The organism is Lacimicrobium alkaliphilum (assembly GCF_001466725.1).
GTDB classification, from domain to species: Bacteria; Pseudomonadota; Gammaproteobacteria; order Enterobacterales; family Alteromonadaceae; genus Lacimicrobium; species Lacimicrobium alkaliphilum_B.
The window spans coordinates 30,843-54,203 of sequence record NZ_CP013650.1 but is presented as its reverse complement, the minus strand read 5'-3'; the positions used below and the strand labels follow the sequence as shown (position 1 = coordinate 54,203).

The following is a 23,361-nucleotide window of genomic DNA, read 5'->3' as shown; positions in this document are numbered from 1 at the left end:
GCAGAGATTTACAAATCAGTACTGACCGGAGAAACGGATGCCTGGTAATTACCCTGACAGAATAAAGACACTGCCGTTGTATGACGGCCGTTTCGATGCCTACAAACTCAAAGCACAGGGCAGTGACGTTTTGTTCGCGTCTTATCCTGCCGCCACGTCCATTCCGCCACACACCCACGAGACAGATAATTACGGCGTCATCACCCGTGGAGAACTGCTGCTCACGATGGATGGCAAGACCACCCATGTTGGCGTGGGTGACTGGTACCATGTTCCCGCTAATACCGAACATGCCGCTGAGTTTATGGTCGATACCGATGAAATCGAATTCTGGTTTCAGCCAGGCAGGCCCAAATCATGACGACAACCTCTTGCCCTGTATTTTGGCGCGATCCGCGTATGCCTTATGTGGAACTGCGCAAAGTGGAGGATGGACGTCAGGTCTGCTATGCCCCCCATAGCCATACTCAGTGGTCGATAGGTGTGATTACCGGGGGCAGCAGTACTTTCTGTTATCGTCATGACACCTACCAGGTGGGCGCGGGGGATCTGGTTTTGATGAACCCTCTTTGGGTTCATGCCTGTAACCCCGTCGACAACCAGCCCTGGTCCTATCTGATGATGTACGTTGACACAGAGTGGCTGACCGATTTGCGCTATCAGGCGGGCCTGCTGCAGACTCTAAAATGGCAGGATATCGCGACTGCCACTCTATCTGAACGTGCCTGGTACAAAGATTACCGCCGTGTTGCATATTGTCTTCTGGACCCCGGAAGCGACTTGTTGGATAAACAAACCGCTGTAGTCGGGTTTCTGTCCGAACTCATGCATAAGCTTGCCAACCAGCCTGTAAAGGCTCAGCCGCCTGCTTCAGAAATCCTGGAGAAAACAGCCTCATATCTGGATTCCCATGCAGCCACAGAGGTCTCTCTGGAAACGCTGTGTAAGCTTTCCGGTTTTAGCGCCGGACATCTTGTTCGTGCATTTAAAAAGCATTTTGGTCTGACACCACATGCATACCTGATTAATCGGCGGGTTCAGCTTGGCAGGCAGGAGTTAAAAAACGGCACATCAATTATTGAGGCCGCTCTGAACACTGGCTTTGCCGATCAACCTCATTTCCAACGTGTTTTTAAGCGATTAATGGCGGCAACGCCAAATCAGTACCGCGCCTCGTCAGTCGATCAGCAGGTAAACACAACTGATCGCAAGTAACAACGCCAGTGTACGGTTGATGGTTACCATTACGACAGACCGCTGCACATACCGGCGCAGGAATGCGCCAGCGTATACCCAACAAGACAGTGATAACCAACAGATGGGCAGATAGACAGAGGCAAATATCAATGTTTGATGCAGGTCGCTGGCGTTAGTGTACGCCCCAATACCCGAAGCAGACGCCAGCCAGGCTTTGGGGTTGAGCCACTGCATCAGGGCCCCGGTCGCAAAACCCGGCGCGGTTTGCGTATGGTTTTCACGCAGTTGACCACTATCCCGGGCCAGCTCAACACTTAAATAAAGTAAGAAAGCCACACCGGCCCAACGCAACAACTCTTCAAGTACCGGCACTATGGTCAGCAGCGAATACAGCCCCAATCCAACGGATATAAAGAGCAGGATAAAGCCTAGTGAGGCTCCTGTTACAAAGACCAGTCCATCAGCTATGGGATAGCGGGTACCGCTACTCAGGCACACCAGATTTACCGGGCCCGGTGATATGGATGCCGCAAGGGCAAATGCCGACATCGGCAGGATCATGGAAAGATTCATTGTGACGCTCCATTCAGGTTGTGGTTGAAGCGTACATTGGCTGTTGGACAGGGTATTGAATAAAATTGATATGACTCTGCCTGCCGCCCTTGCCACTGCCATATCAGGTATCATAAATTATGGGCAAAGATACTCGGCGTTGCGGACACCGTTATCCGCACACTTGTCTTACAAAAAACACCAGAGCAGGCAATCATTTTGGAAATACGACGGGATAATCTGCAACACCCACAGGTTATCGAACTCATACGTGCGCATCTTGATGCTATGGCACCTACGGCTCCGGATGAGAGCCGTCATGCCCTGGACATCGATGGCTTGCGCGGCCCGGATATTACCTTCTGGTCAGTGTGGGATGACCAGAAACTCGCAGGTATTGGTGCATTAAAACAGCTCTCATCAGAGCACGCAGAAATTAAGTCGATGAAAACCGCCAAAGATTATCTGCGCCGGGGCATCGCCTCTGCCTTGCTGAGCCACCTTATCCGTGAAGCAACAAACCGCGGCTATAAACAGCTCAGCCTTGAAACCGGCTCAATGGCTTTTTTTGAACCGGCGAGAAAATTATATTCATTATTCGGTTTTATGCCGTGCGCCCCTTTTGCCGACTATGTGGAAGATCCAAACAGCGTGTTTATGAGCAAACAGCTAAACGGTGATAAAAATGCAGCATCAGAAAAATAGTATGATCGCGTTACGTACCGCCACCATGGATGACCTGGCGCTACTGCGTTACTGGGATGAGCAACCCCATGTTATCGCTGCTGATCCCAATGATGACTGGGGCTGGGAAACGGAACTTGGCCACCAGCCTGTCTGGCGTGAGCAGTTGATCGCAGAGCTGGAAGACCGTCCAATAGGATTCGTACAGATCATCGATCCGGCGCTGGAAGACACTCATTACTGGGGCGATGTCCCTTCGGGTCTCAGAGCTATAGATATCTGGATAGGGGAACAGCGCGATCTCGGAAAAGGTTATGGCACCCAGATGATGCGCCTGGCACTGGCCCGTTGTTTCAGCACTACAGAGGTCTCTGCGGTACTGATCGATCCGTTCTGCAGTAACCTGCGAGCACATCGCTTCTATGAACGTCTGGGGTTTCTGTTTGTAGAAAAACGCCGTTTCGGCGAGGACGAGTGCTTTGTCTACCGTCTGGATCGCCACAGATACTGCGATGCCAGCTAAAAAAGTATAAAGAAGCTTGTACCTCCGAACAGCTGGACGCGATATCTGCTTTTGCCCCCTTGATTTGTGCGGTTACTTTCTATTGATGTCTGTTTTCCGTGGTCTTATCCGACTGATAAGCAGGAGCAGAGTTTTTCCGTTGTAGTTATGAAAAACCGCGCTCTATTACCGGCACGGGTTGATTTTCTTGACCCGAGTAAATCAAGACAAAGGAGAAACCTATGACAAATAAAACAGGTACAGTGCGCCTGCATCGGGTACTAAAGGCGCCTGCTGACAGAGTCTATAAGGCATTTACAGACAAAAGTGCTATTGAGCGCTGGCTGCCTCCGTACGGTTTCACAGGCAGGATCCACGAAATGGATGTTCGCGTTGGTGGCGGATACCGGATGTCATTCACAAATTTCAGTACCGGAAATGCTCATTCGTTCACGGTCGAATATACCGAGCTGGAGCCAGGTAAACGAATCCGGCATACAGACCGCTTTGATGATGACAATCTGCCTGGTGAAATGACTGTTTCAATCGATCTGAATTCAGTATCCTGCGGTACCGATATCCGTATTGTTCAGGACGGGATCCCTGCGGTTATTCCCGTTGAGATGTGTTATCTGGGGTGGCAGGAATCTCTTGAACAACTTGCCAGACTGGTAGAGCCTGATATTCCTGATAATGGATGAGAAAACAGAGAAAAATGAAACTTCGTGCCGCTGAAACCCATCACCTGACAGAACTGATGAGCTGGTTCCCGGATCAGAAAACATGCGCTAACTGGGGCGGCCCGATGTTTCGCTTTCCCTTCACAGCCGCGTCTTTTGTCGAAGATATCCACTGGGATACCCTGCCTTCCTATTCGTTAATTGGGGAGCATGGCGATCTGATGGGTTTTGGCCAGTATTATCTGCGCGAGGGCCGCTGCCATCTGGGCCGCCTGGCTATTTCACCTTCATGCCGTGGGCGGGTTCTTGGTCTCTTGCTGGTAGAACAGTTAAGTGAGATCGGCTGTAGAGATCTGGGAGTAGACCAGTGTTCGCTGTTTGTGCTGGAAGACAATCCCCAGGCGATTCAGTGTTATCGCAAAGCCGGCTTTGATTTCGCGGCTTACCCTGGCCAGATGCCGCCGCTGGGGGGCTGCGTGTATATGACAGGGAAACCCGCTCTGTTTCCGCCCAATAATTAAAGGAAGGTCAATGAAAATATATGGCGATATCCGCTCCGGCAACTGCTATAAAATCAAACTGCTGTGTGCATTGCTGGGCATTGGGCACCAGTGGATCCATGTGGATATACTGGCCGGAGGCACCTCATCCAGTGATTTTCTGAATAAAAACCCGAATGGCAAGATTCCGCTGCTGGAGCTCGATGATGGCCGCTGTTTGTCAGAGTCCAATGCCATACTCAATTATCTGGCTGCTGGCAGCGACCTGCTGCCGGAAGACCCCTTTGAGCTGGCAAAGGTTCAGCAGTGGCAATTCTTCGAGCAATACAGCCACGAGCCTTATATTGCCGTGGCACGTTTTATCGCCAGATACCTTGGCCTGCCTGAGGAGCGCAGGCAGGAATATGAGTCGAAACAGGCCGGCGGGCATAAAGCGCTGGCGGTGATGGAACAACAACTGACTGCGACTCCCTATTTAACCGGTGATAAATTAACCACGGCCGATATCTGTCTGTATGGATACACCCACGTTGCGGATGAAGGTGGCTTTGACCTAAGTCAGTATCCGGCCGTAACCGCATGGCTGGAGAAAATAGCCAGCCACCCGAATTACACCGGCATGGCATAAGGTCTCTGACAAAGGCAGTTGAGTACAAAGGCCGGTCGTGAAAAGCTGGCTCCGATGCACAACAGGCGATCACCTTAAAACTAGTCCCTGCCCGCCAGTGTCTCCGCCGCTACCAGTAAGGCGGCGTCCATTTCAGATTTCGCATGCCTGTAGTTTATCTTCGCCCAGTAGATCGCTTTGTCCGGGTCAGGTTCAACATACAGGTAGAATTTTGACAGCTCCCCTGCATGCGCATAATTGTGGCTAGCACTGCGTTGCCCGATTCGTTGCCGCATTGCGTTTAACCATTTATCGCCTTTGGCCGATAATTTCTCTGCCATTGCCAGACGCAATAGCAGCGCATCATCAATCCTTTGCTGTCCTTCAACGAGTTCTTGCAGGCTATTCAGCATCTGCTGATGATGGCCCAGCTCAATCTCGATATCTGCCCACAATGCTATTGCGCTGACAGGCGCTTCCGGCAGCAACAGATCACGAATGTGATGTTGAGCCTTTTCAGGCTGTCGCATTTTCAGCGCCAGCTCTGCGAGGATTTGATTAATCCAGACCCGCTGCTGCGCAAGACTGACGCTGGAGCGCTGTGCCATTTGCACCAGATCACGGTAGTAGATATCAATATTGTCGGGATCATGCTGAGCCCGGGCATCCACAACGCAGGCGGTAACGACCGCATCATCAACCACTCCCAGTAAGGGTTTGCAGGCATCCAGTGCCTGCGGATGTTTGCCCAGATTATTCAGCACAGAGGCCTTCAATAATAACAAATCCGGGTCGCGAGGGGTCTCTTTGATGGCCCGCTCTATGGTCTGGCTGGCAGCGTCGAAATCATGTTGATGTTGCTGCACTCTGGCTAACCAGTAATCCCGCCGCAGCTGTTCCTCAGTGGTATTGACAGCATAGTTTTCTAACGCGCTGCGTAAGGCATCAATGTCTTGTTCAGGGTTAAGATACTGAAGCCCGACAACGGATTGTTGTAGCTTGTCCAGATTCATGGTCGTGAATTTATTACCGTGCTGGTGCTCCTGTTGATGGTTTTCGTGGGCGACTGTCTGCCCGGACCAAAAAGTACAGGCCACTACCGCAACCAACCCTATAGCCAGAACATCACTGGATAATGAATAAAGGCTGTATTTTTTCATGATCTTTGCTCTCTATGTAAAGCGCCATCCCTGGCGACAGAATTTACTCATCGACCAGCAGGTCATCGTAAGCCGCCGGATCCATCACATCATTGCTGACATCACGACCATTTAAACGCAACGGCATCGCGTCGAAGGATTGTTCAAAGGCATTACGGCTGAGATTGGAAAACAATACCGGCAACGCCTCTATTGTGATCGACACCTGCCCGGACACAGGAGGGTTCTGATTGTCCGTTACTGAGAATCTGAAGCTGTCCGTACCGGTGTACTCAATATCCGGCGTATAGCTGAACTCACCGTTTTGCATAACCGTCACGGTGCCATTAACGGCTTCCTGCTCCAGCGCAAAAGAAAGCATGTCACTTTCCTTATCGCTGGCCTCGAGGCTGTCATTGATCGCCACCTCAGTTTGGGTAATCAGTTGCGCATCCATCGCCACCGGAGGTGTGTTAACCTCCGGCACTTCAGGTTTTGAGTCATCACCGTTAAAGCAACCACTCAGGGGCAGTAACAGTAAACTGACAAATATAAATCTACTCATTACAGACTCCTTTAGTTTGAACCCGGCAGAGGGGTTGCCAGATAGGGAAATTGATTCTCCATCATAGTCGCATCAATTGGCGCACCGTCTGTGAAAGGTACATTACCGACATTGGCATCCGACTCTTCACACAAACCCAGATTGGTGGCTTCTCCGTTGACAGGAATGGGATAACACAGCGCTCCCATCACCACACGCAGCGCAATATCTACCACATCGTCACCCGGCCGACGGCCATTGGGGAACCCGGCCAAATCATCTCCTGCTACACCAAAGGATGATTGCTCAGCGACAGGTACCGCAGGGATTGCTGTATTCAGACGCAGCATCTCTGATGGCGTAACAGTGGCGAGCTGATTAACACCGGCAAAGCCGGTTAAAAATGCGGTGATCAGGTCATTACGTGGAAAATGAGTGGGTGCCAGAGTTTCAAACGACGTACCCAGCGTGCCGTTTACCGCGTCACGGAACAATATATTGAGCAGCTCAGGTAACGTAGGATGGGTAACATAATCGGCAAACTGCGCATCATCACTGGGATGTGACGAGGAAAACCTGTCTTTATCACCAATACCAATGACCAGCTCATTGACCAGTGGACTACCCAGTCGGGATACCTGGGTCATGGCGCCACCAGCTACTGCTGGTTTATCAAAGGTCGCATTGGGGTTTAAAACGCTGGCCTGAGGCAAACTGGCGGTGGTCCAGCTACCAATCACACCATTACCCTCACCCGTTATGCAGGATTTAGGGACTTCCACTGCGATACTGGTAACATTCTTATTCGCCAGGTCGTCATTCTCACCAGCTTGTGTCACACCTCCGGGAAAACCATTACCATCGCCCGCGCCCGGGGCGCTGTCACCTTCTACCGGTACGTAATTGACCAAATCAAAAGTTTTTCCCAGGTTGACCACAAAGGGGTCTTTGCGTTGGCCGACAAAGATTCTGGCTGGCATATCGCAACCCGGCAGCTCTGTCGTATAAACAAACTGGCTGGCATATTGCTCATAACCGGCTACGCTGCCAAAGGTTTTGGTGCCAATAAAATCCAGTGGCTTACCCAAAGACGTTGATCCATTGGCTGATAAGGTTGTGCGGTTGCCGTTTCCCTGGCTGCCCTGCACAAGTTCCACGGTATAACTTTCAAAAAAGTTGGCTGCCGCACTGGAGTCGAGACTCACCGGGCCAACATTTTTCAGAGGTACCATCACCGTTTTCTGGTTGTCCTGCGGTCCCACCGCTAAAGCGATTCCATTGCCATCAGCGCCAAGTTTGGCATCAAAGTCAAAAACGAATGACAGATCCTCTACCGCGTCACCATCATTATCAATATGAATCGCATAATGTGCCCGTGGGTGCATAGCAAAGTAGTTAGGCCCACCGTAGGCGTCCTGCAGAGGAATATAATTGGCTATCAGGGTGACATAATCCTCTCTGCCAGACTCATAGCTGTTAAACGCATAGAAGTCTGTGGAATCAATAGTCGGAGTTTGAGTGACACCGGGTGCTTCCCGGTGGCTGGATGCTGCAGTTGAGAACGCCACGGCACCAGCAATCAGCGCCATGGCATATTTATGAAAATGCTGCATGTAAAAACCTTCTTTGTTGTGGGTTCGTTAAAGCCAAACGCACAACTCAGAAGATCAGATGCAAAATAATCAGATTTTTTATACCGTTGTCAGGTTTGAGGTATACAACACCTCGGTCGGCTGTCCTGTTGGCGAGCCCCCAAGAGGCTCAAGACTGACCGCCAACACATTGATCGGCACCGACTTGAGGCTTTCAGGCGCCGGAGCCTTCAACTCGCCATCTTTGGGCAGTACCCCGAGTGAGATTGGCGCATTGCCGTTCGCAGGGACTATCCAAAGCTCAAAATCTTTATCAGCAAGAGCAACCAGCTGATCCGTCGCTCTGACCCGCAATTGCTGATCAGAGATCTCGATTAACCACAGCGGGTTAGTCTGCTGATCATTGACCACTGCAATATGCGTAACCACAGGCACCGGGGGCTGAGTCAGGCTGCTCCACAGCACAGCAATAAACAACGAAGCTGCAATGGCCAGCACTGCGGGGCCCCGCCAGAAACTCTGCTTGCCTTGATCTGCCGCATCGGGCGCAGCCACGGGCGCTGGTTTTTCAATGAACCCCAGTTTTTCCTGGATACCCTGCCAGACCCGCTCATCGGGCACAACCGGCTCGATGTCCTGACCCATACCGTTTAAGTACTGTTCCCACAGCCAGGTGGTTTCAGCGATGGCCTGATTTGACATCATCAGTTTCTGATAACGCAGGCGTGCACTTCCACGAAGGGTGCCCAGAACATATTCTGCCGCCAGCGCATTGCGTAAGGATTCGGTATGATAATTCATAGGGAAAGACACCTTTGCAAACTTTGCAAACCTCTTCGGATCCAGCTTTTAATCGTGCCAAGAGGTGAATTCAGGTGTTTGACAACCTCCTGATGAGACAAGCCGCCATAATATGCCAGGTGAATGGCCTGACGCTGCTGTTCATCCAGTTCATCAATACATTCGGCCAACCGGCGCTGCTCAGTTGATGGAACATCCATACTGGTGCTGGGAGCATCGTTATCGGGATCTAATACCACTTCATTCCTGATGTTGTGATATCGCAGTAAATCCAGAGCCCGGTACCGGACGATACTGACCATCCAGGTCAGTACTGTACCTTTGCTGCGCTGATAATTCGACGCACCGTGCCATACCTTGATAAAGGTATCCTGAGTGGCCTCTTCAGCCAGCTCCTTGCGTTTGAGTATTCTCAGAGCCACAGCATAAATCTGCGCGCTGGTTTTTGTATACAGCTCTGCAAACTGCTCTTTTTTACCGTCAGCCGTAGCACATAACAGTGGAAATAACTCTTCATGTTCCATTCTTATCCTTAAAAACTCGATAGTGTGTTTAGCCAAACGATTGAATACGGATTTCAGATTCAGGTAAAAGTCATTTCATCCTCACGGGCAGGATACGCCCATTACCGCCAGAGGCGTTCCATTCGTTTACTGTAATACAATGCGGTAGTAAAACAATGGACAAAGGGGCGATACTGAAGCGATATCTGTTACCAGCCTCCATATCGTAACAATTGGATTAATAGCGGAACCCGGAGAATAAGGCCGATGAATCTTTCAGATATATTGACCCTGTTGATACTGATGCTCGCCTTAGCAGCGACTCCCAGCACCAGTGTGGCTCTGGTTGTTATACGCTCTGCTACTGCCGGTTTTAAGCACGGTGTCGCGGTTACCTGTGGCATCGTGCTCGGTGATCTGATTTTTGTGCTGCTGGCCGTCGCTGGTATGGCGGCGCTGGCCGAGGCAATGGGAAGTTTATTTATAATACTGCGCTATCTGGCAGGGGCGTATCTTATCTGGTTCGGTATTAGTCTGCTCAGAACAGGAAACGCTTCTGAATCCTTAACTGAACAGGGCTCAGGATCATCCCTGCCGGCCAGTTTTTTATCTGGCCTGATTATCACTCTTGGCGATATCAAGGCTATATTGTTCTATGCCAGCCTGTTTCCCGCTTTTATTGATGTGGCGATGATCGGAGCCGCCGGGCTGGTGACGGTCATCTTCATCACTGTGGTCGCAGTGGGCGGCGTTAAACTCGGTTATGCCTGTGCGGCGAGACAAATCCGGCATCGGTTGGTCAGATATAAAGAAGCGCCACATACCAAAGTGATTGCGGGCACTATTATGGCTGGAGCCGGAACTTATATGATAATCAAGATATAAATGGTCTTTACATCCGACCAGCAGCTGGTTGCCGGGTGCAATTGACTGTCACAAGGAGACAGCAATGAATTTAGGAGCGTTTTCTATCAGCCTGACCGTTAAGGACATCAAGGCGTCAAAAGCATTTTACGAAAAACTGGGATTTGAAGCCATGGGCGGAGACAGCGATCAGGGCTGGATTATTCTTAAAAATGGCGACCATATTATCGGCCTGTTTCAGGGCATGTTCGATAAGAATATTCTCACCTTCAATCCGGGCTGGGATCAGTCTGCCCAAAACCTGAGCGAGTTTACTGACGTCCGCGAGTTACGTGGTCAACTCATTCACCGCGGCATCCATATCGTCAGGGATGATATCGGTCAGAAAACCGGCCCGGGCAGTATAGTGATTGAGGATCCAGACGGTAATCCGATCCTTATCGATCAACACCGTTAAGCCTTGAGCTGACGGAGCCGGTTGGGCAGAACAAAGATTGCTGAGGGCCCGATGTCTCAGCAGGGGATCAGCATCAGACCGGGGTTGATCCCTGACAGCGGCCGGCCGTTATATCAGCCCAGGTAACCTCTGTTACGGCTCTTTGCTGCTTCAGACGGTGATGACACTCACAATGGACTTTTTCCAGGCAGATAAGCATGCTTATCAGAGGTGCTATTTGATGGCATCTCCCGGTATAGTAGAGATTGAGATTTATTGTTTCAGCACACAAGGAGCATGGAATGAAAGCCACCGGCAAAATTAATTATGTGGAGTTTCCCGCCAGTCAGATCGAGCAGAGTAAACGCTTTTTCAGTGACACCTTTGGCTGGGTGTTTATTGATTATGGTCCCGATTACACCGCGTTTAGCGAGGCCGGTATAGACGGCGGCTTTTACCGCTCAGATCTGGTTGCCGATGCCAATACAGGCAGTGCGCTGATCGTGCTTTACAGCCACGATCTGGAAGCCACACAGCGCAAAGTCCAGGAATGTGGTGGGAAAATCAAAAAAGCCATTTTTGCCTTTCCCGGTGGCCGGCGCTTTCATTTCACCGACCCCAGTGGCAACGAGTTTGCCGTATGGTCAGACATACTTGCTGATGAACCCCAGGCAGGTTAGTAAGCACATACACCAGATAATAAAATTCAGTAAACAATAGGAAATGCCATGGACTTACTTTACCCCATGTTTGCACTGGTAGTACTGACCGCCATTGTGGGTCTTTTAACCGGCTACAGAAGAATCAGCAGTGCCTCTGCCGGCGAGCTTGACCCCAGATATTTTAAAGTCATGGGTAACTATGCCGTGCCCGATCATATTGCTAAATTTGGCCGCAACTTCGATAACCTGTTCGAGGTGCCGGTGCTGTTTTACGCGGCCGGTGCCTGCGCTATGGCGCTGAACATGGCAAGTGAATGGCTGCTGATCTTCGCCTGGCTGTTTGTTGGCTTGCGTGTCATTCACAGCCTGATTCATATTACCTACAACAATCCGTTGCACCGGTTTATGGCCTTTCTGTTGTCTTTTGTCAGCGTGGTGGCGATGTGGATTAACATCATCTTACAGGCCGGTTCTGTAACCGGCTAAACGCTCTTTCTCTGAAGAGACAAAAAATGCCTATCAGTAGTTTGTTAATTACAGTCGGCGGATTACTGTTGGCTGGCCTGGTGGTAGAAGGGATCGGCAGACATACGCCTTTACCTCGAGTGACATTGCTGCTGGCTTTTGGCTTTGTCATTGGCCCTTCAGGTATCGACTTACTGCCCGATATTCAGCAGACCTGGTTTCCGGTAATAGCCAATATCGCGCTGTTGATGGTTGGCTTCTTACTCGGTGAGAAATTGGTTCGTCTGTTAACCGGCAGACTTGGCGGCACCATTCTCAAGGTCTCTATTTACAATGTAGTGATTGCGGTAGTCGCTGTACTGGTTGGTCTCTGGTTGCTTGATGTACCACTGATCATGGCATTGCTGTTGGCAGCCATCGCGTCGGCTACCGCGCCGGCGGCCACCACCGATGTGATTGAAGAAGCCCGCGCCAAAGGCCCCTTCACCTCGGTTCTGACCGGCGTTGTCACCATAGATGATGCCTGGGGAATGATCATATTCAGCATTTTACTGGCCTGGGCCCTGGTACTTGGTGGCGACGGCAATGGTCTGTACGGTTTATGGCTGGGGGTGCAGGATGTGGGTGGTGCGATGTTGTTAGGCGCACTGCTCGGGGCACCCATGGCCTATCTCACCGGGCGAATCCGGCCCGGACAACCCACGCTGGTCGAGGCGCTCGGCTTCGTATTTTTGTGCGGTGGCCTGGCAGAGTGGTTCGGCGTGTCTTTTTTGCTGACCTCCATGGTCATGGGGTCTGTGGTCTATGCACTGGCCGGGCATCACAAACGGCCATTCCACGAAATTGAGTATATAGACTGGCCTTTTAAAATCCTGTTTTTTATTCTCGCCGGTGCTGCACTGCATGTACCGGCACTGTTCAATGCAGGCGCTATCCTGCTTGGCTACATACTATTGCGAATTGTCGGTAAAATTGTGGGAGCGATTATTGGTGGCAGGCTCAGTGGTGCCGATCCGGTGGTCAGTCGCTGGCTTGGCCCGGCATTACTACCTCAGGCCGGTGTGGCCATTGGCATGGCATTACTGGCAAGCCAGCAGTTTCCACAATTTGCAGAGGATATATTGGCTATCTCCATTGGCGCCACAGTCTTCTTTGAATTAGTGGGTCCTGTTTTTACCAGGCTGGCGCTACGCCGTGCGGGTGAAGATGCCCTGATGAGTCAGCACCATCCGAAACGCAAGCAATAACAACCAGATTTTCACTTCACTCAGGAGCCTTTATGAAATTACCGCTATACCAGGTCGATGCCTTTGCAGAGCGACCCTTTGTTGGCAATCCAGCGGCAGTTTGCCCCCTGACTGAGTGGCTTGACGATAGCCTGCTGCAACAGATCGCCGAGGAAAATAATCTGTCTGAAACAGCATTTTTGTAGCGGAGAATGGCAAGTACCGATTGCGCTGGTTTACCCCCGTTGAGGAAGTGGATCTCTGCGGCCATGCGACCCTGGCCGCTGCACACGTTTTATTTACCCATTTAGGTCACGGTAGTGATGAGATTGTGTTTACCAGCCGCAGCGGTGAACTGATAGTGCGCCAGACCGGCAATGGCATGACAATGAACTTTCCGGCCTCTTTGCCACAGCCAGTAAAGCCACCGGCAGGATTAACCGAAGGCTTGGGCTGCCAGCCTGCCGAGGTGTTAAGCGCATTTGATTATATTGTGGTGCTGGAGGATGAAGAGCAGGTACGTAACCTGGAGCCGGATTTTTCCAGCTGGATGAATCTGGACTTAAGGGGCGTTGTCGTAACGGCTCCGGGCAAAGAAGCAGATTTTGTCAGCCGCTGTTTCTTTCCCAAATTACGGGTCAATGAGGATCCGGTAACGGGCTCTGCTCATTGTGAGACCGCACCCTACTGGTCAGAAAAACTCGCCAAAACAACGCTGACGGCCAGACAGTTGTCGGCACGCACCGGCACAATAACCTGCCAGCTAAAAGGTAGCCGTATCGAGCTGACAGGCCAGTGCGCGGATTATATGCAGGGTGAGATTATCCTTAGCAACTAACTGGCAGCCAGTATTACTGGCTCTGCTTCCATTTTTTTATCTCTTTCTCCAGCCCCTGTTTGGATTTTTTCACCGCCTGCATGGGCGTCAGGTTGTCCGGGTATTCTTCCTGTTCCACCACCAGCCAGTGGGTTCCGCCCGCTTCAATATTGGCGCTGAGCAGCGCCTGCCAGTCAATATTGTCCTGTCCGATCAACACCTTGCCATTATCACCCTCGCGCAGCTTAGCCTTGTAGTGGGTGGTCAGGGTACGGTTAGGATACGCCCTTACATAAGCCGCCGGATCATGGCCGGCAAAATAGCTCCAGCCCACATCCTGCTGCAACACCAGGTTGTCCGGAGTATGAGTGGCGATATAGTCCCACAAGGTTTCGCTGCCATGCCCTCCGGTGGAGAATTCCTGCGCATGATTGTGATAACCAAAATCCAGCCCGTACGCATTCACCACTGGCAAAAAGCGGTTAAGATCGGCTACGGTCTGTTTGACAGTGTCGGCGGCAAAGGCCCGCTCATCCCAGGGCACAATCAGGGTAGGGCAACCCAGCGTATGGTAAAAGGCAAAGGTATGATAGCGATTGGCCTCATTCAGCGAGTCAAAATCAATATGAGCACCGCTGCAGGCCAGACCCAGTTCATCTAAACGGGCCTTTAATGCTGCCGGATTATCGGCGTAGGGGCCAAAGTTGCGGGCAAATTCCACACCATCGAAGCCCATTTCGGCGAGCTGCACCAGGGTCTTATCCAGGTCCTTTTCCACCTCATCTTTAACCGACCACAGCTGCACGCTGATGCCTGGCAGTTTAATATCAGCTTCAGCCAGGGCCAATCCTGGCAGCAGCGTCAAGGTTATGAGTAGTACTCTGAACATTTTCATTGTCATTCCTTATTGTAAAATTAAAGACGCCCGGCCTTAAGTTGTTCAACGGCATAGTGCGCCGCTCTGACGGTCAGAGCCATAAAGGTCAGTGATGGATTTACCACACCAGAGGAACAGAAACTGGAGCCGTCGGTAACAAAAAGGTTGGCCACATCATGAGCCTGATTATATTTGTTCAGCACCGACTGCTTAGGATCATCACCCATTCTTGCCGTTCCCACTTCATGGATGGCCAGCCCCGGTGGCGCCTGGGTGGCACGGGCCTGGATATCCTCGAAACCGGCCTTCTGAAGCATATCAATGGCAGTATCTCTGGCATGTTCCATCATGGTCAGTTCGTTTTCAGACCATTTACAGTTGAAATGCAACTGCGGAATACCCCATTTGTCTTTGCGGGTCGGGTGCAGGCTGACCTGGTTGTCGGCCCTTGGCAGCATTTCACCCTGAGCACCCATCCAGATCCGCCAGGGGCCAGCCTGGGTCATGCGCTGCTTAAAGTCGGCACCAAAACCATCTGAGCTGCTCATGCCCTGCCAGTTACCACGGGAAGCACTGCCAGCCAGCCCATAACCACGGATAAACTTCTTGTGATAACGGGACGGCTCAAAGTGAGTGTTGGGAATATAGATACCGGTTGGACGACGGCCCTTGTAATACTCCTCTTCGTAACCGGGAATAATCGCCGAAGCCCAGGCGTTGTAGTTGTGATCCATCAGATAGCGCCCGAGCACACCGGAAGAGTTGGCCAGCCCATCCGGAAACGTCTTGCTCACCGAATTCAGCAGGATCTGGGTGGAACCTAAGGTAGAAGCACACAGAAATACCAGCTTACCGCGGTATTCACGTTCGCTTAAGTCGTCGTTATCAATCACCCGCACTCCGCTCACCCGCTTTTTAGCCTCGTCATAGTTGAGGCTGTGCACCACACTGTTGGGTGCGATATGCAGATTACCGGTACGGGCCGCGGCTGGCAGCGTGGCGCTCTGGGTAGAGAAATAGGCACCAAATGAGCAGCCACGATAACACTCGTGGCGGGCCTGGCAGGTGACCCGGCCCAGTTCCAGCTGGATGTTGCTGGGCTGGGTCAAATGGGCACAGCGCCCGGTTACCACCGGACGATCGGGGAAATGACGGGCCATCGCAGCCTGAAAGTCCAGTTCAGGTTTGGTCAGTTCAAATGCAGGCTGACCGATGCTGTCAGGCAGTTGTGGCAGGTTGTCCTGGCCAGCGGCAATACCGGCAAAGCGTTCCACATAATCGTACCAGGGCTGCAGATCCTTATAGCGGATAGGCCAGTCGATGCCATGTCCATCTTTTGCATTGGCACTGAGGTCATAATCACTCAGGCGAAAAGTCTGGCGCGCCCACAGCAATGACTTACCGCCCAGCTGATTAGCGCGGATCCAGCTGAATTCGGTGCCTTCCTCAGTGGTATAGGGCAGTTCACGATCGTTACCAAAAAAGTGTTTAGTGGTGTCATTAAAGGCATAGCACTGTTGCTGAATAGCGTGATCCCGCTCCGTCAGCAAATTGTCGGTGCGGGTACGGTAGGGGTATTCCCAGGGCCCTTTGCCTTCGGTGGGATAATCCTTGCGGTGCTCAACCAGCCTGCCCCGCTCAATCAGCAACACCTTCAGTCCAGCCTCACAAAATTCTTTAGCCGCCCAGCCACCGGTAATACCGGAGCCGATCACCAGTACATCAAATTCCTCATCCGTGTTTTGCACAATCTTGTTATCTTGCATCACCATACCTTCGCATCAGAACGGAAAACCGCCACTGTAGGCCTTGCCCACCGAAGCGTACGGAACAGAACCCTTAAAGCCGCCGGGAACAGGGTCATAGGCCAGCATTTTGGTCATGCCCACCTCACTGGTAAAATAACCAAACACCAGCAGAGATTTCACTAACTTAAAGGCCTGAGTATCATTCCGGGTAAAGCCCTGTTCCGATTGCTCAAGTGCATTAAGCAGCGTCAACTGCTGATCTTCGCCAGCCTGATTGAAGCTGTGACCCAGCTGACCGCTGGCGGTTGCCTCAATCTTATCCAGAATCGCCCCGGCGGCCGTCTGAGCCTGCGTATCGAAGCAATGCCTTAGCTGGTTATCCACAAACCAGTGGCAATCCGTCGCCAGGGCGCCCGGTGTATCGGTAGCCGGAATGGTCAGATCGGCCACCGCCGCCAGAGTGTTTAGCTGTTCCGGGCTCAGCAGTTGCAGCTTGTGCTTATCCGCTGTTTGCTGAAACGCCATGGCCACAGACCAGGCCTGGCCACCGAGCAGGCTGCTGGCAACCTGTGCTCCAAACAGGGCTCCCAGGCCCTTTAACATACCGCGACGATCAATATGCATCATTGATTTACCTGTAATAAACGACGCTGCCACTACAGACAGGTTCTCATAATTCACGCACCCAGATATTGCGGAAACTCACCTTATCGCCGTGATCCTGCAACTGCAGTGGCGCACAGCCATGAGCTTTATAGGTCGGTTCACCCACCCACACGGTTTCCCCCTGGATCTCAGTATGATGTTGTACCACCACGCCATTATGCAGCACCGTGATAGTGCCCGGGCTGACCAGGTTTTGGCCGTCAAAGCGCGGGGCGGTATAGAGAATATCGTAACTCTGCCATTGCTCCGGTGGCCGCATGGCATTGACCAGAGGGATCACCTGTTTGTACAGGGATCCGGCCTGACCATTGCTGTAGGTACGGTTTTCATAGGAGTCCAGAATCTGGATTTCATAGCGCTGTTGCAGGAAGACCCCGCTGTTATTGCGCTGCTGGCCCTGCTTGCCAGCCTCCGGCTCGGGCACTTTCCATTCCAGATGCAACTGCACATCGCAAAAATCTGCGTTGGTGCGAATATCGCCACTACCGGGTCTGACCGTCAGTACACCGTCTTCAACCGTCCAGTTCGCGTCACCGTCCTTTACACTTTGCCACTGACTAAGGTCACTGCCATCAAACAGAACGATAGCATCAGAAGGCGGCACCCCAGCAGGCGCTGACACCACTTCAGGTTCGGGCTCCCATACCTCGGTCTTTTTCGATTTCTGCTCGTCATTCTGAGCATAGGCACTCAGGCAGATCAGCAAGGCCGCGGTGGTGGAAACTGGCAGAATACGCATCGATCGTTTTTTCATGGTAATACTCATATCAAATTAGAGAGACAGCCTAGGTCGCCCAGGCCCGGTCACCTTTTTTATAGGGATATTCACCGTCATAACGGCCCGGTATGGCTTCGTAGCGCAATACTTTGGTAGCGCCAACTTCAGAAGTGAAAAAGCCAAACAGGGTGAGTTGTTTAAACAGGGTAAAATAATGGGGCAACGACACTTCTTTGCCGGGCATACTGCCCGGTTTGGAAAGCTCCCAGAAAGACACCCGGTGTTCGCCGTTATAGCGATAAGCCTCCTGGTTTAATGCTGACAACAGTTCCTGCCGCTGGTTTTTGTTTAACAGCAGAAAGGGCTTGCCAAAGTCTGACTGACTTCTTTTATCGATATCCGCCATACCCTGCCTGAATACCTGCTGCTCTTCCGGCAGATAACAATCTGCCACCAGCACCGCCATAATATGGGCCACGTTGGCGTCTTTTGCGCCGGGGGTATCGGTGCGCGGAATAATGGTCTCTGCCACTTCGTTCAGCAGCATCAGATCCTCATCGCTGAACCCGGCAGCCTTGGGCGAAGTGGCCTCCGCCACCGTTGTCCAGGCCATTGCATTACCCACAAAGGCCGCTCCGGTGGCCATACCAATCATCTTAAGCAATTCACGTCTGTCCATCACAGATTCCCCCGCTTAAGCTCTTCCACTGCAAAGGCGGCAGCTCTGGCGGTAAGGGCCATATAAGTTAAAGACGGATTAACACAGGATGCTGAGGTCATACAGGCACCATCTGTCACAAACACATTGAGGGCATCCCAGACCTGATTATGTTTGTTGAGCACCGAGGTTTTCGGTTCCCGCCCCATACGGGCGGTACCCATTTCATGAATACCCATACCCGGAGCATAATCGCCGTCATAGCCATGCACATTCTTCAGGCCCGCGGCCTCGAACATTTCCATGGCATCGGCCTGCATATCCTTGCGCATAGCCCGTTCGTTCTCTTTGATCTCCACATCCATAGCCAGGACCGGCAGGCCCCACTTGTCTCTGACCTTATGGTTCAGATAGATACGGTTGTCGTGATAGGGCAGCATTTCACCAAAGGCAGACATGCCGATACTCCAGTGGCCGGGTTCGCTCATCCCTTCTTTCAGTGACTCGCCTATGCCCAGCTCGGCAATGTCTTTTCGCCAGCCCTGACGGCTGGCACTGCCCTGATAACCAAAACCGCGCAGATAGTCGCGTTTGTCATCCTTCCAGTTACGAAAGCGGGGAATATAAAAACCACCGGGACGACGGCCAAAAGTGTATTTGTCCAGATAACCTTCAACTTCAGCAGACGCGCCCACCTGGAAGTGATGATCCATCACATTATGACCCAGTTCACCGCTGCTGCTGCCCAGACCACCCTCCCAGACATCAGTGGCTGAATTCATCAGCACCCAGGTAGAATTCAGGGCCGAAGCGTTAACAAAAACGATGCGGCTGTTGTACTCGATCGTCTTGTTCGTTTCGGCGTCTATGATCTCCACCCCGGTGGCGCGCTTTTTGTCTTTGTCATACAGCAGCCGGGATACAATAGAAAAGGGCCGAACGGTGAGATTTCCGGTTTTCATGGCGGCGGGAAGCGTCGACGACTGCGTACTGAAATATGCCCCAAAGGGGCAACCCAGCCAGCATTTTGAACGATACTGACAACTGGCGCGGCCCTGCTCCGGCTTCGCCTCGGTCATATTGGCGCTGCGGCAATGAATTAGATGGCGGGAGCCCTTAAAGGCCTTCTGCAGACGCGCAGCCACATCCTTTTCCACGCAGTTAAGCGGCAGAGGCTGCTGGAACTGACCATCGGGCAATACATCCAGGCCATCCCTGTTACCGCTGATACCTGCGAATTTCTCCACATAATCATACCAGGGTGCCAGATCCTGATAACGGATAGGCCAGTCTACTGCGATGCCTTCTTTGGCATTAGCCTCAAAGTCGAGCTCATTGAAACGGTAACTCTGCCGCCCCCACAACAAAGAGCGACCGCCCAGCTGATAGCCACGATACCAGTCGAAGCGCTTATCTTCAGTATAAGGAGAATCCTTATCGCTCGCCCACATGCCAAAGGTAGACTCATTCAGCGGATAATCCCTGCGCAGTACCGGATAATCCAGTTTCATCTGCCTGGTAGGCACGTCACGATGGGGATAATCCCAGGCCTCTTTATGGGCGTTCTTGTAATCTTTGATATGTTCGAGATTTCTGCCACGCTCGAGCATCAATACCTTCAGACCACGCTCACAGAGTTCCTTGGCAGCCCAGCCTCCGCTGATACCGGAACCCACCACGATGGCATCATAATTATTTACTGTCATAGCCTGCCTCTTTAAACGACCCCGAATCCCGTAACACCCTGAGATTGATTACACATCGCAAATTGCCACCGCCTCTCGCAGCGAATCAATTTTGCCCGTCATTGTTGGTGGCGTGGGGATAAACTCCTGTGCCAGATAGCCCTTAAAATCAATCTCTCTGATGGCCTGAGCAATAGCCCGGTAATTGAGTTCCTGGTTGTCACCAATCTCATGCCGACCGGGAACCCCTGCAGTATGGTAGTGGCCAAAATACTGATGGTTCTCTCTGATGGTGCGAATAATATCGCCTTCACTGATCTGCATATGGTAGATGTCATACAGCAACTTAAAGTTCTCTGAACCCAGCGCCTTACACAGCTCAATGCCCCAGGCGGAGTTATCCGCCATATAATCGGGGTGATCCACCTTGGAATTAAACAGCTCCATCTGCAGCACCACACCGCGTTTTTCAGCATGGGGCAGGATCTGTTTCAGCCCCTTAACAGCCGTCTTCAGGCCTGCATCGGGGCTGATGCCCCGTTTATTGCCACTAAAACAAATCAGATTGGTATAACCGGCTTCGGCGACCAGATCGATATGGCGTAAATAACGCGGGATCAGGGCCTTATGAAAGCGCTCATCGGCCCAGCCGTCGGTAAGGTTCAGCTCGGCGCCATTACACATAGAGGAATCGACGCCATGCTTTTTCAGCACCGGCCAGTCTTCAGGGCCCACCAGATCAATGGCCGAAAAACCCAGCGATTTAACTGTCTGGCACAGCTGCTCAATCGGCAATTCGCCATAAGTCCAGCGACTCACCGAATGGCGGATATTGCCTTTCAGACTGCCGGTTGCACTCTGTGCTGCACCCACAAGCGGTGAAAAGCTCATCAGGCCGCTGGCGCCGACACCAGCCAGGGCAATTCCCTTACAGAGTTGTCGCCGACTAGTGTTCATGCTGACCAATCCGCTCATTTTTAAAGCTGAACAGGAAGAGCACAAACACCACCGCAGCAAAACCGGCAGGATAGAGCCAGATCTGTTGCCAGTCATGGCCCTCTGGCTGGGCGAAATGATCGGTGATCATGCCAGCCACCCAGAAACCTGCCAGCATCCCCACACCATAAGTGGCCAGGGTGATCATGCCCTGAGCGGCACTCTTGATACGCTCCCCCGCCTTGGCATTGGTGTAGATCTGGCCGGAGACAAAGAAAAAGTCATAACAGATGCCGTGCAGGGCAATCCCCACCAGCAGAGCCGCTACCCCGCTGTCGGCATTGCCATAGGCAAACAGCACATAGCGCAAGGCCCAGGCCGCCATCCCCACCAGTAAGGTGATCTTGATGCCGAAGCGCTGCAGAAATACCGGCAGCACCAGCATAAACAGCACCTCTGAAACCTGTCCCAGGGTCATCTTGCCGGTCGCATTCTGCACACCGATTTCAGTCAGAAAAGGGTTGGCGTTCTGATAATAGAAGGCCAGCGGAATACAGATCAGCACCGAGGAGACAAAAAACAGCAGAAAGTTTCTGTCTTTGAGCATGGCCAGCGCATCCAGGCCCAGCACTTCGCTGAGGCCGCTTTTTGTCCCGGCCGATTTTGGTGGTGTGGCGGGTAAGCTAAAGCTGAACAGACCCAGCAATAGCGAAGCGATGGCGCACAGCGCGAAGGTATTTCTGAGCATGCCATCGGCAATGGCCTGCTGGTCATCCCAGGAAAACCCATAGCTGATCACCAGGCCGGCGATAATCCAGCCGATAGTGCCCCAGACCCTGATTTTTCCGAACTCTTTAGCCGGTTCCTGCATCTGCCCGAAAGACACCGAGTTCACCAGCGCCAGCGTCGGCATGTAGGCGATCATATAACCCAGCACAAAAGGATAGAAACTGTCGAAATTCTCAGCGCTGTACAGACAGTACATGAGTACTGCGCCAATCAGATGCAGTACGCCCAGAATGCGCTCGGCATTAAAATAGCGATCGGCGATCAGGCCGATAATAAAGGGCGCAATAATGGCTCCCCAGGACTGGGTAGAAAACGCCATGCCAATCTCGTTGCCACTGGCACCCAGAGTACTGCCCAGAAAGGTACCCAGTGTGACAAACCAGCCGCCCCAGATAAAAAACTGCAGGAACATCATTAAACACAGTCTGATACGTATGCTTACCGACATGGAATTCTCCTGTTACAGGCCAAGTATGCGGCGGTTAAGGTCCTGGTCTGTGCCACTGGCGGCAAAGTCATCAAAGGCCTTGTCCGTGGTACGGATCAGATGCTGACGGATAAATTCAGCGCCCTCTTTAGCGCCGTCTTCGGGATGCTTAAGACAGCATTCCCACTCCAGTACCGCCCAGCCATCAAAGCCATACTGGGTCAGCTTACTGAAGATTTGTCTGAAATCTGTCTGACCATCACCGAGAGAACGAAAACGCCCGGGCCGCTCGACCCAGGACTGATAACCGCCATATACGCCGCTGCGCCCTGAGGGAATAAACTCGGCATCCTTGACGTGAAAGGCCTTGATGCGCTCATGGTATATATCGATAAAGGCCAGATAGTCCAGATGCTGCAGCACGAAATGGCTGGGATCGTAGAGAATATTCACCGCCGCGTGATTGTCGGTGGCCGCCAGAAAGCGCTCGAAGGTGACGCCATCGTGCAGATCTTCACCGGGGTGCAGCTCATAGCAGATATCCACGCCCTGATCGGCAAAATGATCCAGCACCGGGCGCCAGCGTCTGGCCAGTTCCTCAAAGCCCTGTTCAACCAGACCTGCGGGTCTTTGTGGCCAGGGGTAGTGGGTATGCCACAGCAGTGAGCCGGAGAAACTGGCATGCGTCTTCAGCCCCATTCTGCCGCTGGCGGTACCGGCCGCCATCAATTGCTGTTCGGCCCAGGTCTGACGCTTTTCAGGGTTATTGCGCACCGCTTCAGGGGCAAAGCCATCAAACATCTGATCGTAGGCCGGATTAACCGCCATCAGTTGTCCCTGCAAGTGGGTCGACAGCTCAGTAATGCTGAGGCCATGACCCGCTGCCACCGCCATTATCTCATCACAGTAATCCCGGCTGTCAGCGGCCTGTTCAAGATCAAACAAACGCTTATCCCAGGTAGGCAGCTGAATGCCTTTATACCCCAGCCCGGCTGCCCATTGGCAGATGCTGTCAAAACTATTGAACGGCGCTTTGTCATCGACAAACTGAGCCAGAAAAATCGCCGGGCCCTTGATGTTATTCAT

The 23,361-nt window shown here is 52.2% G+C and carries 29 protein-coding genes; 14 read left to right on the top strand and 15 right to left on the bottom strand.

What is annotated here, in order from left to right:
- The first annotated feature begins 37 nt into the window (after window positions 1-37).
- Both AT746_RS00290 and AT746_RS00285 read left to right on the top strand, forming a co-directional pair.
- Window positions 38-361, top strand: a complete 324-nt coding sequence (locus tag AT746_RS00290) for a cupin domain-containing protein (RefSeq protein ID WP_062474809.1) — start codon at window positions 38-40, stop codon at window positions 359-361.
- Window positions 358-1,215: an AraC family transcriptional regulator gene (locus tag AT746_RS00285; RefSeq protein ID WP_062474806.1), complete on the top strand. Its 858-nt coding sequence runs from the start codon at window positions 358-360 to the stop codon at window positions 1,213-1,215. Before AT746_RS00290 ends, AT746_RS00285 begins: the two co-directional genes overlap by 4 nt.
- On the opposite strand, the gene AT746_RS00280 is transcribed toward AT746_RS00285, so the two are convergent.
- Window positions 1,177-1,770, bottom strand: a complete 594-nt coding sequence (locus AT746_RS00280; protein ID WP_062474803.1) for a LysE family translocator — start codon at window positions 1,768-1,770, stop codon at window positions 1,177-1,179. The two genes, AT746_RS00285 and AT746_RS00280, sit on opposite strands and share 39 nt — an antisense overlap.
- A 198-nt stretch (window positions 1,771-1,968) precedes the next feature.
- Between AT746_RS00280 and AT746_RS00275 the strand changes: the two genes are divergently transcribed.
- The 5 genes from AT746_RS00275 (at window position 1,969) to AT746_RS00255 (ending at window position 4,743) form a co-directional block, all read left to right on the top strand.
- Window positions 1,969-2,454 carry a GNAT family N-acetyltransferase gene (locus AT746_RS00275; protein WP_062474799.1) on the top strand — a complete coding sequence of 162 codons (486 nt, stop codon included), beginning with the start codon at window positions 1,969-1,971 and terminating at the stop codon, window positions 2,452-2,454.
- Complete coding sequence (locus AT746_RS00270) at window positions 2,435-2,956, top strand: GNAT family N-acetyltransferase (protein ID WP_197414304.1); 522 nt, start codon at window positions 2,435-2,437, stop codon at window positions 2,954-2,956. Before AT746_RS00275 ends, AT746_RS00270 begins: the two co-directional genes overlap by 20 nt.
- Window positions 2,957-3,177: 221 nt before the next feature.
- Window positions 3,178-3,636, top strand: a complete 459-nt coding sequence (locus AT746_RS00265; RefSeq protein WP_062474793.1) for an SRPBCC family protein — start codon at window positions 3,178-3,180, stop codon at window positions 3,634-3,636.
- A gap of 14 nt (window positions 3,637-3,650) precedes the next feature.
- Entirely contained in the window at window positions 3,651-4,136 is a 486-nt protein-coding gene (locus AT746_RS00260; protein ID WP_062483819.1) for a GNAT family N-acetyltransferase, read from the top strand.
- Window positions 4,137-4,146: 10 nt separating this feature from the next.
- Window positions 4,147-4,743, top strand: a complete 597-nt coding sequence (locus AT746_RS00255) for a glutathione S-transferase family protein (protein ID WP_062474790.1) — start codon at window positions 4,147-4,149, stop codon at window positions 4,741-4,743.
- Window positions 4,744-4,823: 80 nt separating this feature from the next.
- On the opposite strand, the gene AT746_RS00250 is transcribed toward AT746_RS00255, so the two are convergent.
- The 5 genes from AT746_RS00250 to AT746_RS00230 form a co-directional block, all read right to left on the bottom strand.
- The gene (locus AT746_RS00250; RefSeq protein WP_062474787.1) at window positions 4,824-5,882 is read right to left on the bottom strand and encodes a tetratricopeptide repeat protein; all 1,059 of its coding nucleotides are present in this window, start codon (window positions 5,880-5,882) and stop codon (window positions 4,824-4,826) included.
- A gap of 43 nt (window positions 5,883-5,925) precedes the next feature.
- The gene (locus AT746_RS00245) at window positions 5,926-6,426 is read right to left on the bottom strand and encodes an Ig-like domain-containing protein (protein ID WP_062474786.1); all 501 of its coding nucleotides are present in this window, start codon (window positions 6,424-6,426) and stop codon (window positions 5,926-5,928) included.
- Window positions 6,427-6,437: 11 nt separating this feature from the next.
- Window positions 6,438-8,018: a DUF4331 domain-containing protein gene (locus tag AT746_RS00240; RefSeq protein ID WP_062474783.1), complete on the bottom strand. Its 1,581-nt coding sequence runs from the start codon at window positions 8,016-8,018 to the stop codon at window positions 6,438-6,440.
- Between the two features lie 78 nt (window positions 8,019-8,096).
- Window positions 8,097-8,798, bottom strand: a complete 702-nt coding sequence (locus AT746_RS00235; RefSeq protein ID WP_062474780.1) for an anti-sigma factor — start codon at window positions 8,796-8,798, stop codon at window positions 8,097-8,099.
- Complete coding sequence (locus tag AT746_RS00230; protein ID WP_062474779.1) at window positions 8,795-9,322, bottom strand: RNA polymerase sigma factor; 528 nt, start codon at window positions 9,320-9,322, stop codon at window positions 8,795-8,797. Before AT746_RS00230 ends, AT746_RS00235 begins: the two co-directional genes overlap by 4 nt.
- A gap of 246 nt (window positions 9,323-9,568) precedes the next feature.
- Between AT746_RS00230 and AT746_RS00225 the strand changes: the two genes are divergently transcribed.
- The 7 genes from AT746_RS00225 (at window position 9,569) to AT746_RS00200 (ending at window position 13,792) form a co-directional block, all read left to right on the top strand.
- Window positions 9,569-10,186, top strand: a complete 618-nt coding sequence (locus AT746_RS00225) for a LysE family translocator (protein WP_062474777.1) — start codon at window positions 9,569-9,571, stop codon at window positions 10,184-10,186.
- A 64-nt stretch (window positions 10,187-10,250) separates the two neighbouring features.
- Window positions 10,251-10,622 carry a VOC family protein gene (locus AT746_RS00220; RefSeq protein WP_062474774.1) on the top strand — a complete coding sequence of 124 codons (372 nt, stop codon included), beginning with the start codon at window positions 10,251-10,253 and terminating at the stop codon, window positions 10,620-10,622.
- A 281-nt stretch (window positions 10,623-10,903) separates the two neighbouring features.
- Window positions 10,904-11,281, top strand: coding sequence for a VOC family protein (locus tag AT746_RS00215; RefSeq protein WP_062474771.1), 378 nt, complete (start codon window positions 10,904-10,906; stop codon window positions 11,279-11,281).
- A gap of 48 nt (window positions 11,282-11,329) precedes the next feature.
- Entirely contained in the window at window positions 11,330-11,749 is a 420-nt protein-coding gene (locus tag AT746_RS00210; RefSeq protein ID WP_062474769.1) for an MAPEG family protein, read from the top strand.
- A 26-nt stretch (window positions 11,750-11,775) separates the two neighbouring features.
- Window positions 11,776-12,975 carry a cation:proton antiporter gene (locus AT746_RS00205; protein ID WP_062474766.1) on the top strand — a complete coding sequence of 400 codons (1,200 nt, stop codon included), beginning with the start codon at window positions 11,776-11,778 and terminating at the stop codon, window positions 12,973-12,975.
- A 32-nt stretch (window positions 12,976-13,007) separates the two neighbouring features.
- Window positions 13,008-13,160, top strand: a complete 153-nt coding sequence (locus AT746_RS20215) for a PhzF family phenazine biosynthesis protein (RefSeq protein WP_335338205.1) — start codon at window positions 13,008-13,010, stop codon at window positions 13,158-13,160.
- A 20-nt stretch (window positions 13,161-13,180) separates the two neighbouring features.
- Window positions 13,181-13,792: a PhzF family phenazine biosynthesis protein gene (locus AT746_RS00200; RefSeq protein WP_335338204.1), complete on the top strand. Its 612-nt coding sequence runs from the start codon at window positions 13,181-13,183 to the stop codon at window positions 13,790-13,792.
- A gap of 13 nt (window positions 13,793-13,805) precedes the next feature.
- On the opposite strand, the gene AT746_RS00195 is transcribed toward AT746_RS00200, so the two are convergent.
- From AT746_RS00195 to AT746_RS00155, 9 genes are read right to left on the bottom strand one after another with little or no spacing between them, the layout of a single operon-like run.
- A complete protein-coding gene (locus tag AT746_RS00195) occupies window positions 13,806-14,666 on the bottom strand; it encodes a sugar phosphate isomerase/epimerase family protein (protein WP_082633083.1) in 861 nt (286 codons plus the stop codon).
- 20 nt (window positions 14,667-14,686) lie between these two features.
- The gene (locus AT746_RS00190) at window positions 14,687-16,414 is read right to left on the bottom strand and encodes a GMC oxidoreductase (protein WP_062474763.1); all 1,728 of its coding nucleotides are present in this window, start codon (window positions 16,412-16,414) and stop codon (window positions 14,687-14,689) included.
- A gap of 15 nt (window positions 16,415-16,429) precedes the next feature.
- Window positions 16,430-17,023, bottom strand: coding sequence for a gluconate 2-dehydrogenase subunit 3 family protein (locus tag AT746_RS00185; protein WP_062474760.1), 594 nt, complete (start codon window positions 17,021-17,023; stop codon window positions 16,430-16,432).
- Window positions 17,024-17,066: 43 nt separating this feature from the next.
- The gene (locus AT746_RS00180; protein WP_082633082.1) at window positions 17,067-17,801 is read right to left on the bottom strand and encodes a 3-keto-disaccharide hydrolase; all 735 of its coding nucleotides are present in this window, start codon (window positions 17,799-17,801) and stop codon (window positions 17,067-17,069) included.
- A 46-nt stretch (window positions 17,802-17,847) separates the two neighbouring features.
- Window positions 17,848-18,459, bottom strand: a complete 612-nt coding sequence (locus tag AT746_RS00175) for a gluconate 2-dehydrogenase subunit 3 family protein (RefSeq protein WP_062474754.1) — start codon at window positions 18,457-18,459, stop codon at window positions 17,848-17,850.
- Window positions 18,459-20,144 carry a GMC oxidoreductase gene (locus tag AT746_RS00170; RefSeq protein ID WP_062474751.1) on the bottom strand — a complete coding sequence of 562 codons (1,686 nt, stop codon included), beginning with the start codon at window positions 20,142-20,144 and terminating at the stop codon, window positions 18,459-18,461. The genes AT746_RS00175 and AT746_RS00170 overlap by 1 nt, the downstream gene beginning before the upstream one ends.
- 48 nt (window positions 20,145-20,192) lie before the next feature.
- Window positions 20,193-21,080, bottom strand: a complete 888-nt coding sequence (locus AT746_RS00165; protein ID WP_062483815.1) for a hydroxypyruvate isomerase family protein — start codon at window positions 21,078-21,080, stop codon at window positions 20,193-20,195.
- Window positions 21,070-22,296: a nucleoside permease gene (locus tag AT746_RS00160; protein WP_062474748.1), complete on the bottom strand. Its 1,227-nt coding sequence runs from the start codon at window positions 22,294-22,296 to the stop codon at window positions 21,070-21,072. The genes AT746_RS00165 and AT746_RS00160 overlap by 11 nt, the downstream gene beginning before the upstream one ends.
- Window positions 22,297-22,308: 12 nt before the next feature.
- Complete coding sequence (locus tag AT746_RS00155) at window positions 22,309-23,361, bottom strand: sugar phosphate isomerase/epimerase family protein (RefSeq protein WP_062474745.1); 1,053 nt, start codon at window positions 23,359-23,361, stop codon at window positions 22,309-22,311.

What these genes read in the sequence shown, in the direction of transcription:
- AT746_RS00290 (WP_062474809.1), top strand. Translation starts at nt 38, where the DNA reads ATGCCTGGTAATTACCCTGACAGAATAAAGACACTGCCGTTGTATGAC.
- AT746_RS00285 (WP_062474806.1), top strand. Translation starts at nt 358, where the DNA reads ATGACGACAACCTCTTGCCCTGTATTTTGGCGCGATCCGCGTATGCCT.
- AT746_RS00280 (WP_062474803.1), bottom strand. Translation starts at nt 1,770, where the DNA reads ATGAATCTTTCCATGATCCTGCCGATGTCGGCATTTGCCCTTGCGGCA.
- AT746_RS00270 (WP_197414304.1), top strand. Translation starts at nt 2,435, where the DNA reads ATGCAGCATCAGAAAAATAGTATGATCGCGTTACGTACCGCCACCATG.
- AT746_RS00265 (WP_062474793.1), top strand. Translation starts at nt 3,178, where the DNA reads ATGACAAATAAAACAGGTACAGTGCGCCTGCATCGGGTACTAAAGGCG.
- AT746_RS00260 (WP_062483819.1), top strand. Translation starts at nt 3,651, where the DNA reads ATGAAACTTCGTGCCGCTGAAACCCATCACCTGACAGAACTGATGAGC.
- AT746_RS00255 (WP_062474790.1), top strand. Translation starts at nt 4,147, where the DNA reads ATGAAAATATATGGCGATATCCGCTCCGGCAACTGCTATAAAATCAAA.
- AT746_RS00250 (WP_062474787.1), bottom strand. Translation starts at nt 5,882, where the DNA reads ATGAAAAAATACAGCCTTTATTCATTATCCAGTGATGTTCTGGCTATA.
- AT746_RS00245 (WP_062474786.1), bottom strand. Translation starts at nt 6,426, where the DNA reads ATGAGTAGATTTATATTTGTCAGTTTACTGTTACTGCCCCTGAGTGGT.
- AT746_RS00240 (WP_062474783.1), bottom strand. Translation starts at nt 8,018, where the DNA reads ATGCAGCATTTTCATAAATATGCCATGGCGCTGATTGCTGGTGCCGTG.
- AT746_RS00235 (WP_062474780.1), bottom strand. Translation starts at nt 8,798, where the DNA reads ATGAATTATCATACCGAATCCTTACGCAATGCGCTGGCGGCAGAATAT.
- AT746_RS00230 (WP_062474779.1), bottom strand. Translation starts at nt 9,322, where the DNA reads ATGGAACATGAAGAGTTATTTCCACTGTTATGTGCTACGGCTGACGGT.
- AT746_RS00225 (WP_062474777.1), top strand. Translation starts at nt 9,569, where the DNA reads ATGAATCTTTCAGATATATTGACCCTGTTGATACTGATGCTCGCCTTA.
- AT746_RS00220 (WP_062474774.1), top strand. Translation starts at nt 10,251, where the DNA reads ATGAATTTAGGAGCGTTTTCTATCAGCCTGACCGTTAAGGACATCAAG.
- AT746_RS00215 (WP_062474771.1), top strand. Translation starts at nt 10,904, where the DNA reads ATGAAAGCCACCGGCAAAATTAATTATGTGGAGTTTCCCGCCAGTCAG.
- AT746_RS00210 (WP_062474769.1), top strand. Translation starts at nt 11,330, where the DNA reads ATGGACTTACTTTACCCCATGTTTGCACTGGTAGTACTGACCGCCATT.
- AT746_RS00205 (WP_062474766.1), top strand. Translation starts at nt 11,776, where the DNA reads ATGCCTATCAGTAGTTTGTTAATTACAGTCGGCGGATTACTGTTGGCT.
- AT746_RS20215 (WP_335338205.1), top strand. Translation starts at nt 13,008, where the DNA reads ATGAAATTACCGCTATACCAGGTCGATGCCTTTGCAGAGCGACCCTTT.
- AT746_RS00195 (WP_082633083.1), bottom strand. Translation starts at nt 14,666, where the DNA reads ATGAAAATGTTCAGAGTACTACTCATAACCTTGACGCTGCTGCCAGGA.
- AT746_RS00190 (WP_062474763.1), bottom strand. Translation starts at nt 16,414, where the DNA reads ATGCAAGATAACAAGATTGTGCAAAACACGGATGAGGAATTTGATGTA.
- AT746_RS00185 (WP_062474760.1), bottom strand. Translation starts at nt 17,023, where the DNA reads ATGATGCATATTGATCGTCGCGGTATGTTAAAGGGCCTGGGAGCCCTG.
- AT746_RS00180 (WP_082633082.1), bottom strand. Translation starts at nt 17,801, where the DNA reads ATGCGTATTCTGCCAGTTTCCACCACCGCGGCCTTGCTGATCTGCCTG.
- AT746_RS00175 (WP_062474754.1), bottom strand. Translation starts at nt 18,459, where the DNA reads ATGGACAGACGTGAATTGCTTAAGATGATTGGTATGGCCACCGGAGCG.
- AT746_RS00170 (WP_062474751.1), bottom strand. Translation starts at nt 20,144, where the DNA reads ATGACAGTAAATAATTATGATGCCATCGTGGTGGGTTCCGGTATCAGC.
- AT746_RS00165 (WP_062483815.1), bottom strand. Translation starts at nt 21,080, where the DNA reads ATGAACACTAGTCGGCGACAACTCTGTAAGGGAATTGCCCTGGCTGGT.
- AT746_RS00160 (WP_062474748.1), bottom strand. Translation starts at nt 22,296, where the DNA reads ATGTCGGTAAGCATACGTATCAGACTGTGTTTAATGATGTTCCTGCAG.
- AT746_RS00155 (WP_062474745.1), bottom strand. Translation starts at nt 23,361, where the DNA reads ATGAATAACATCAAGGGCCCGGCGATTTTTCTGGCTCAGTTTGTCGAT.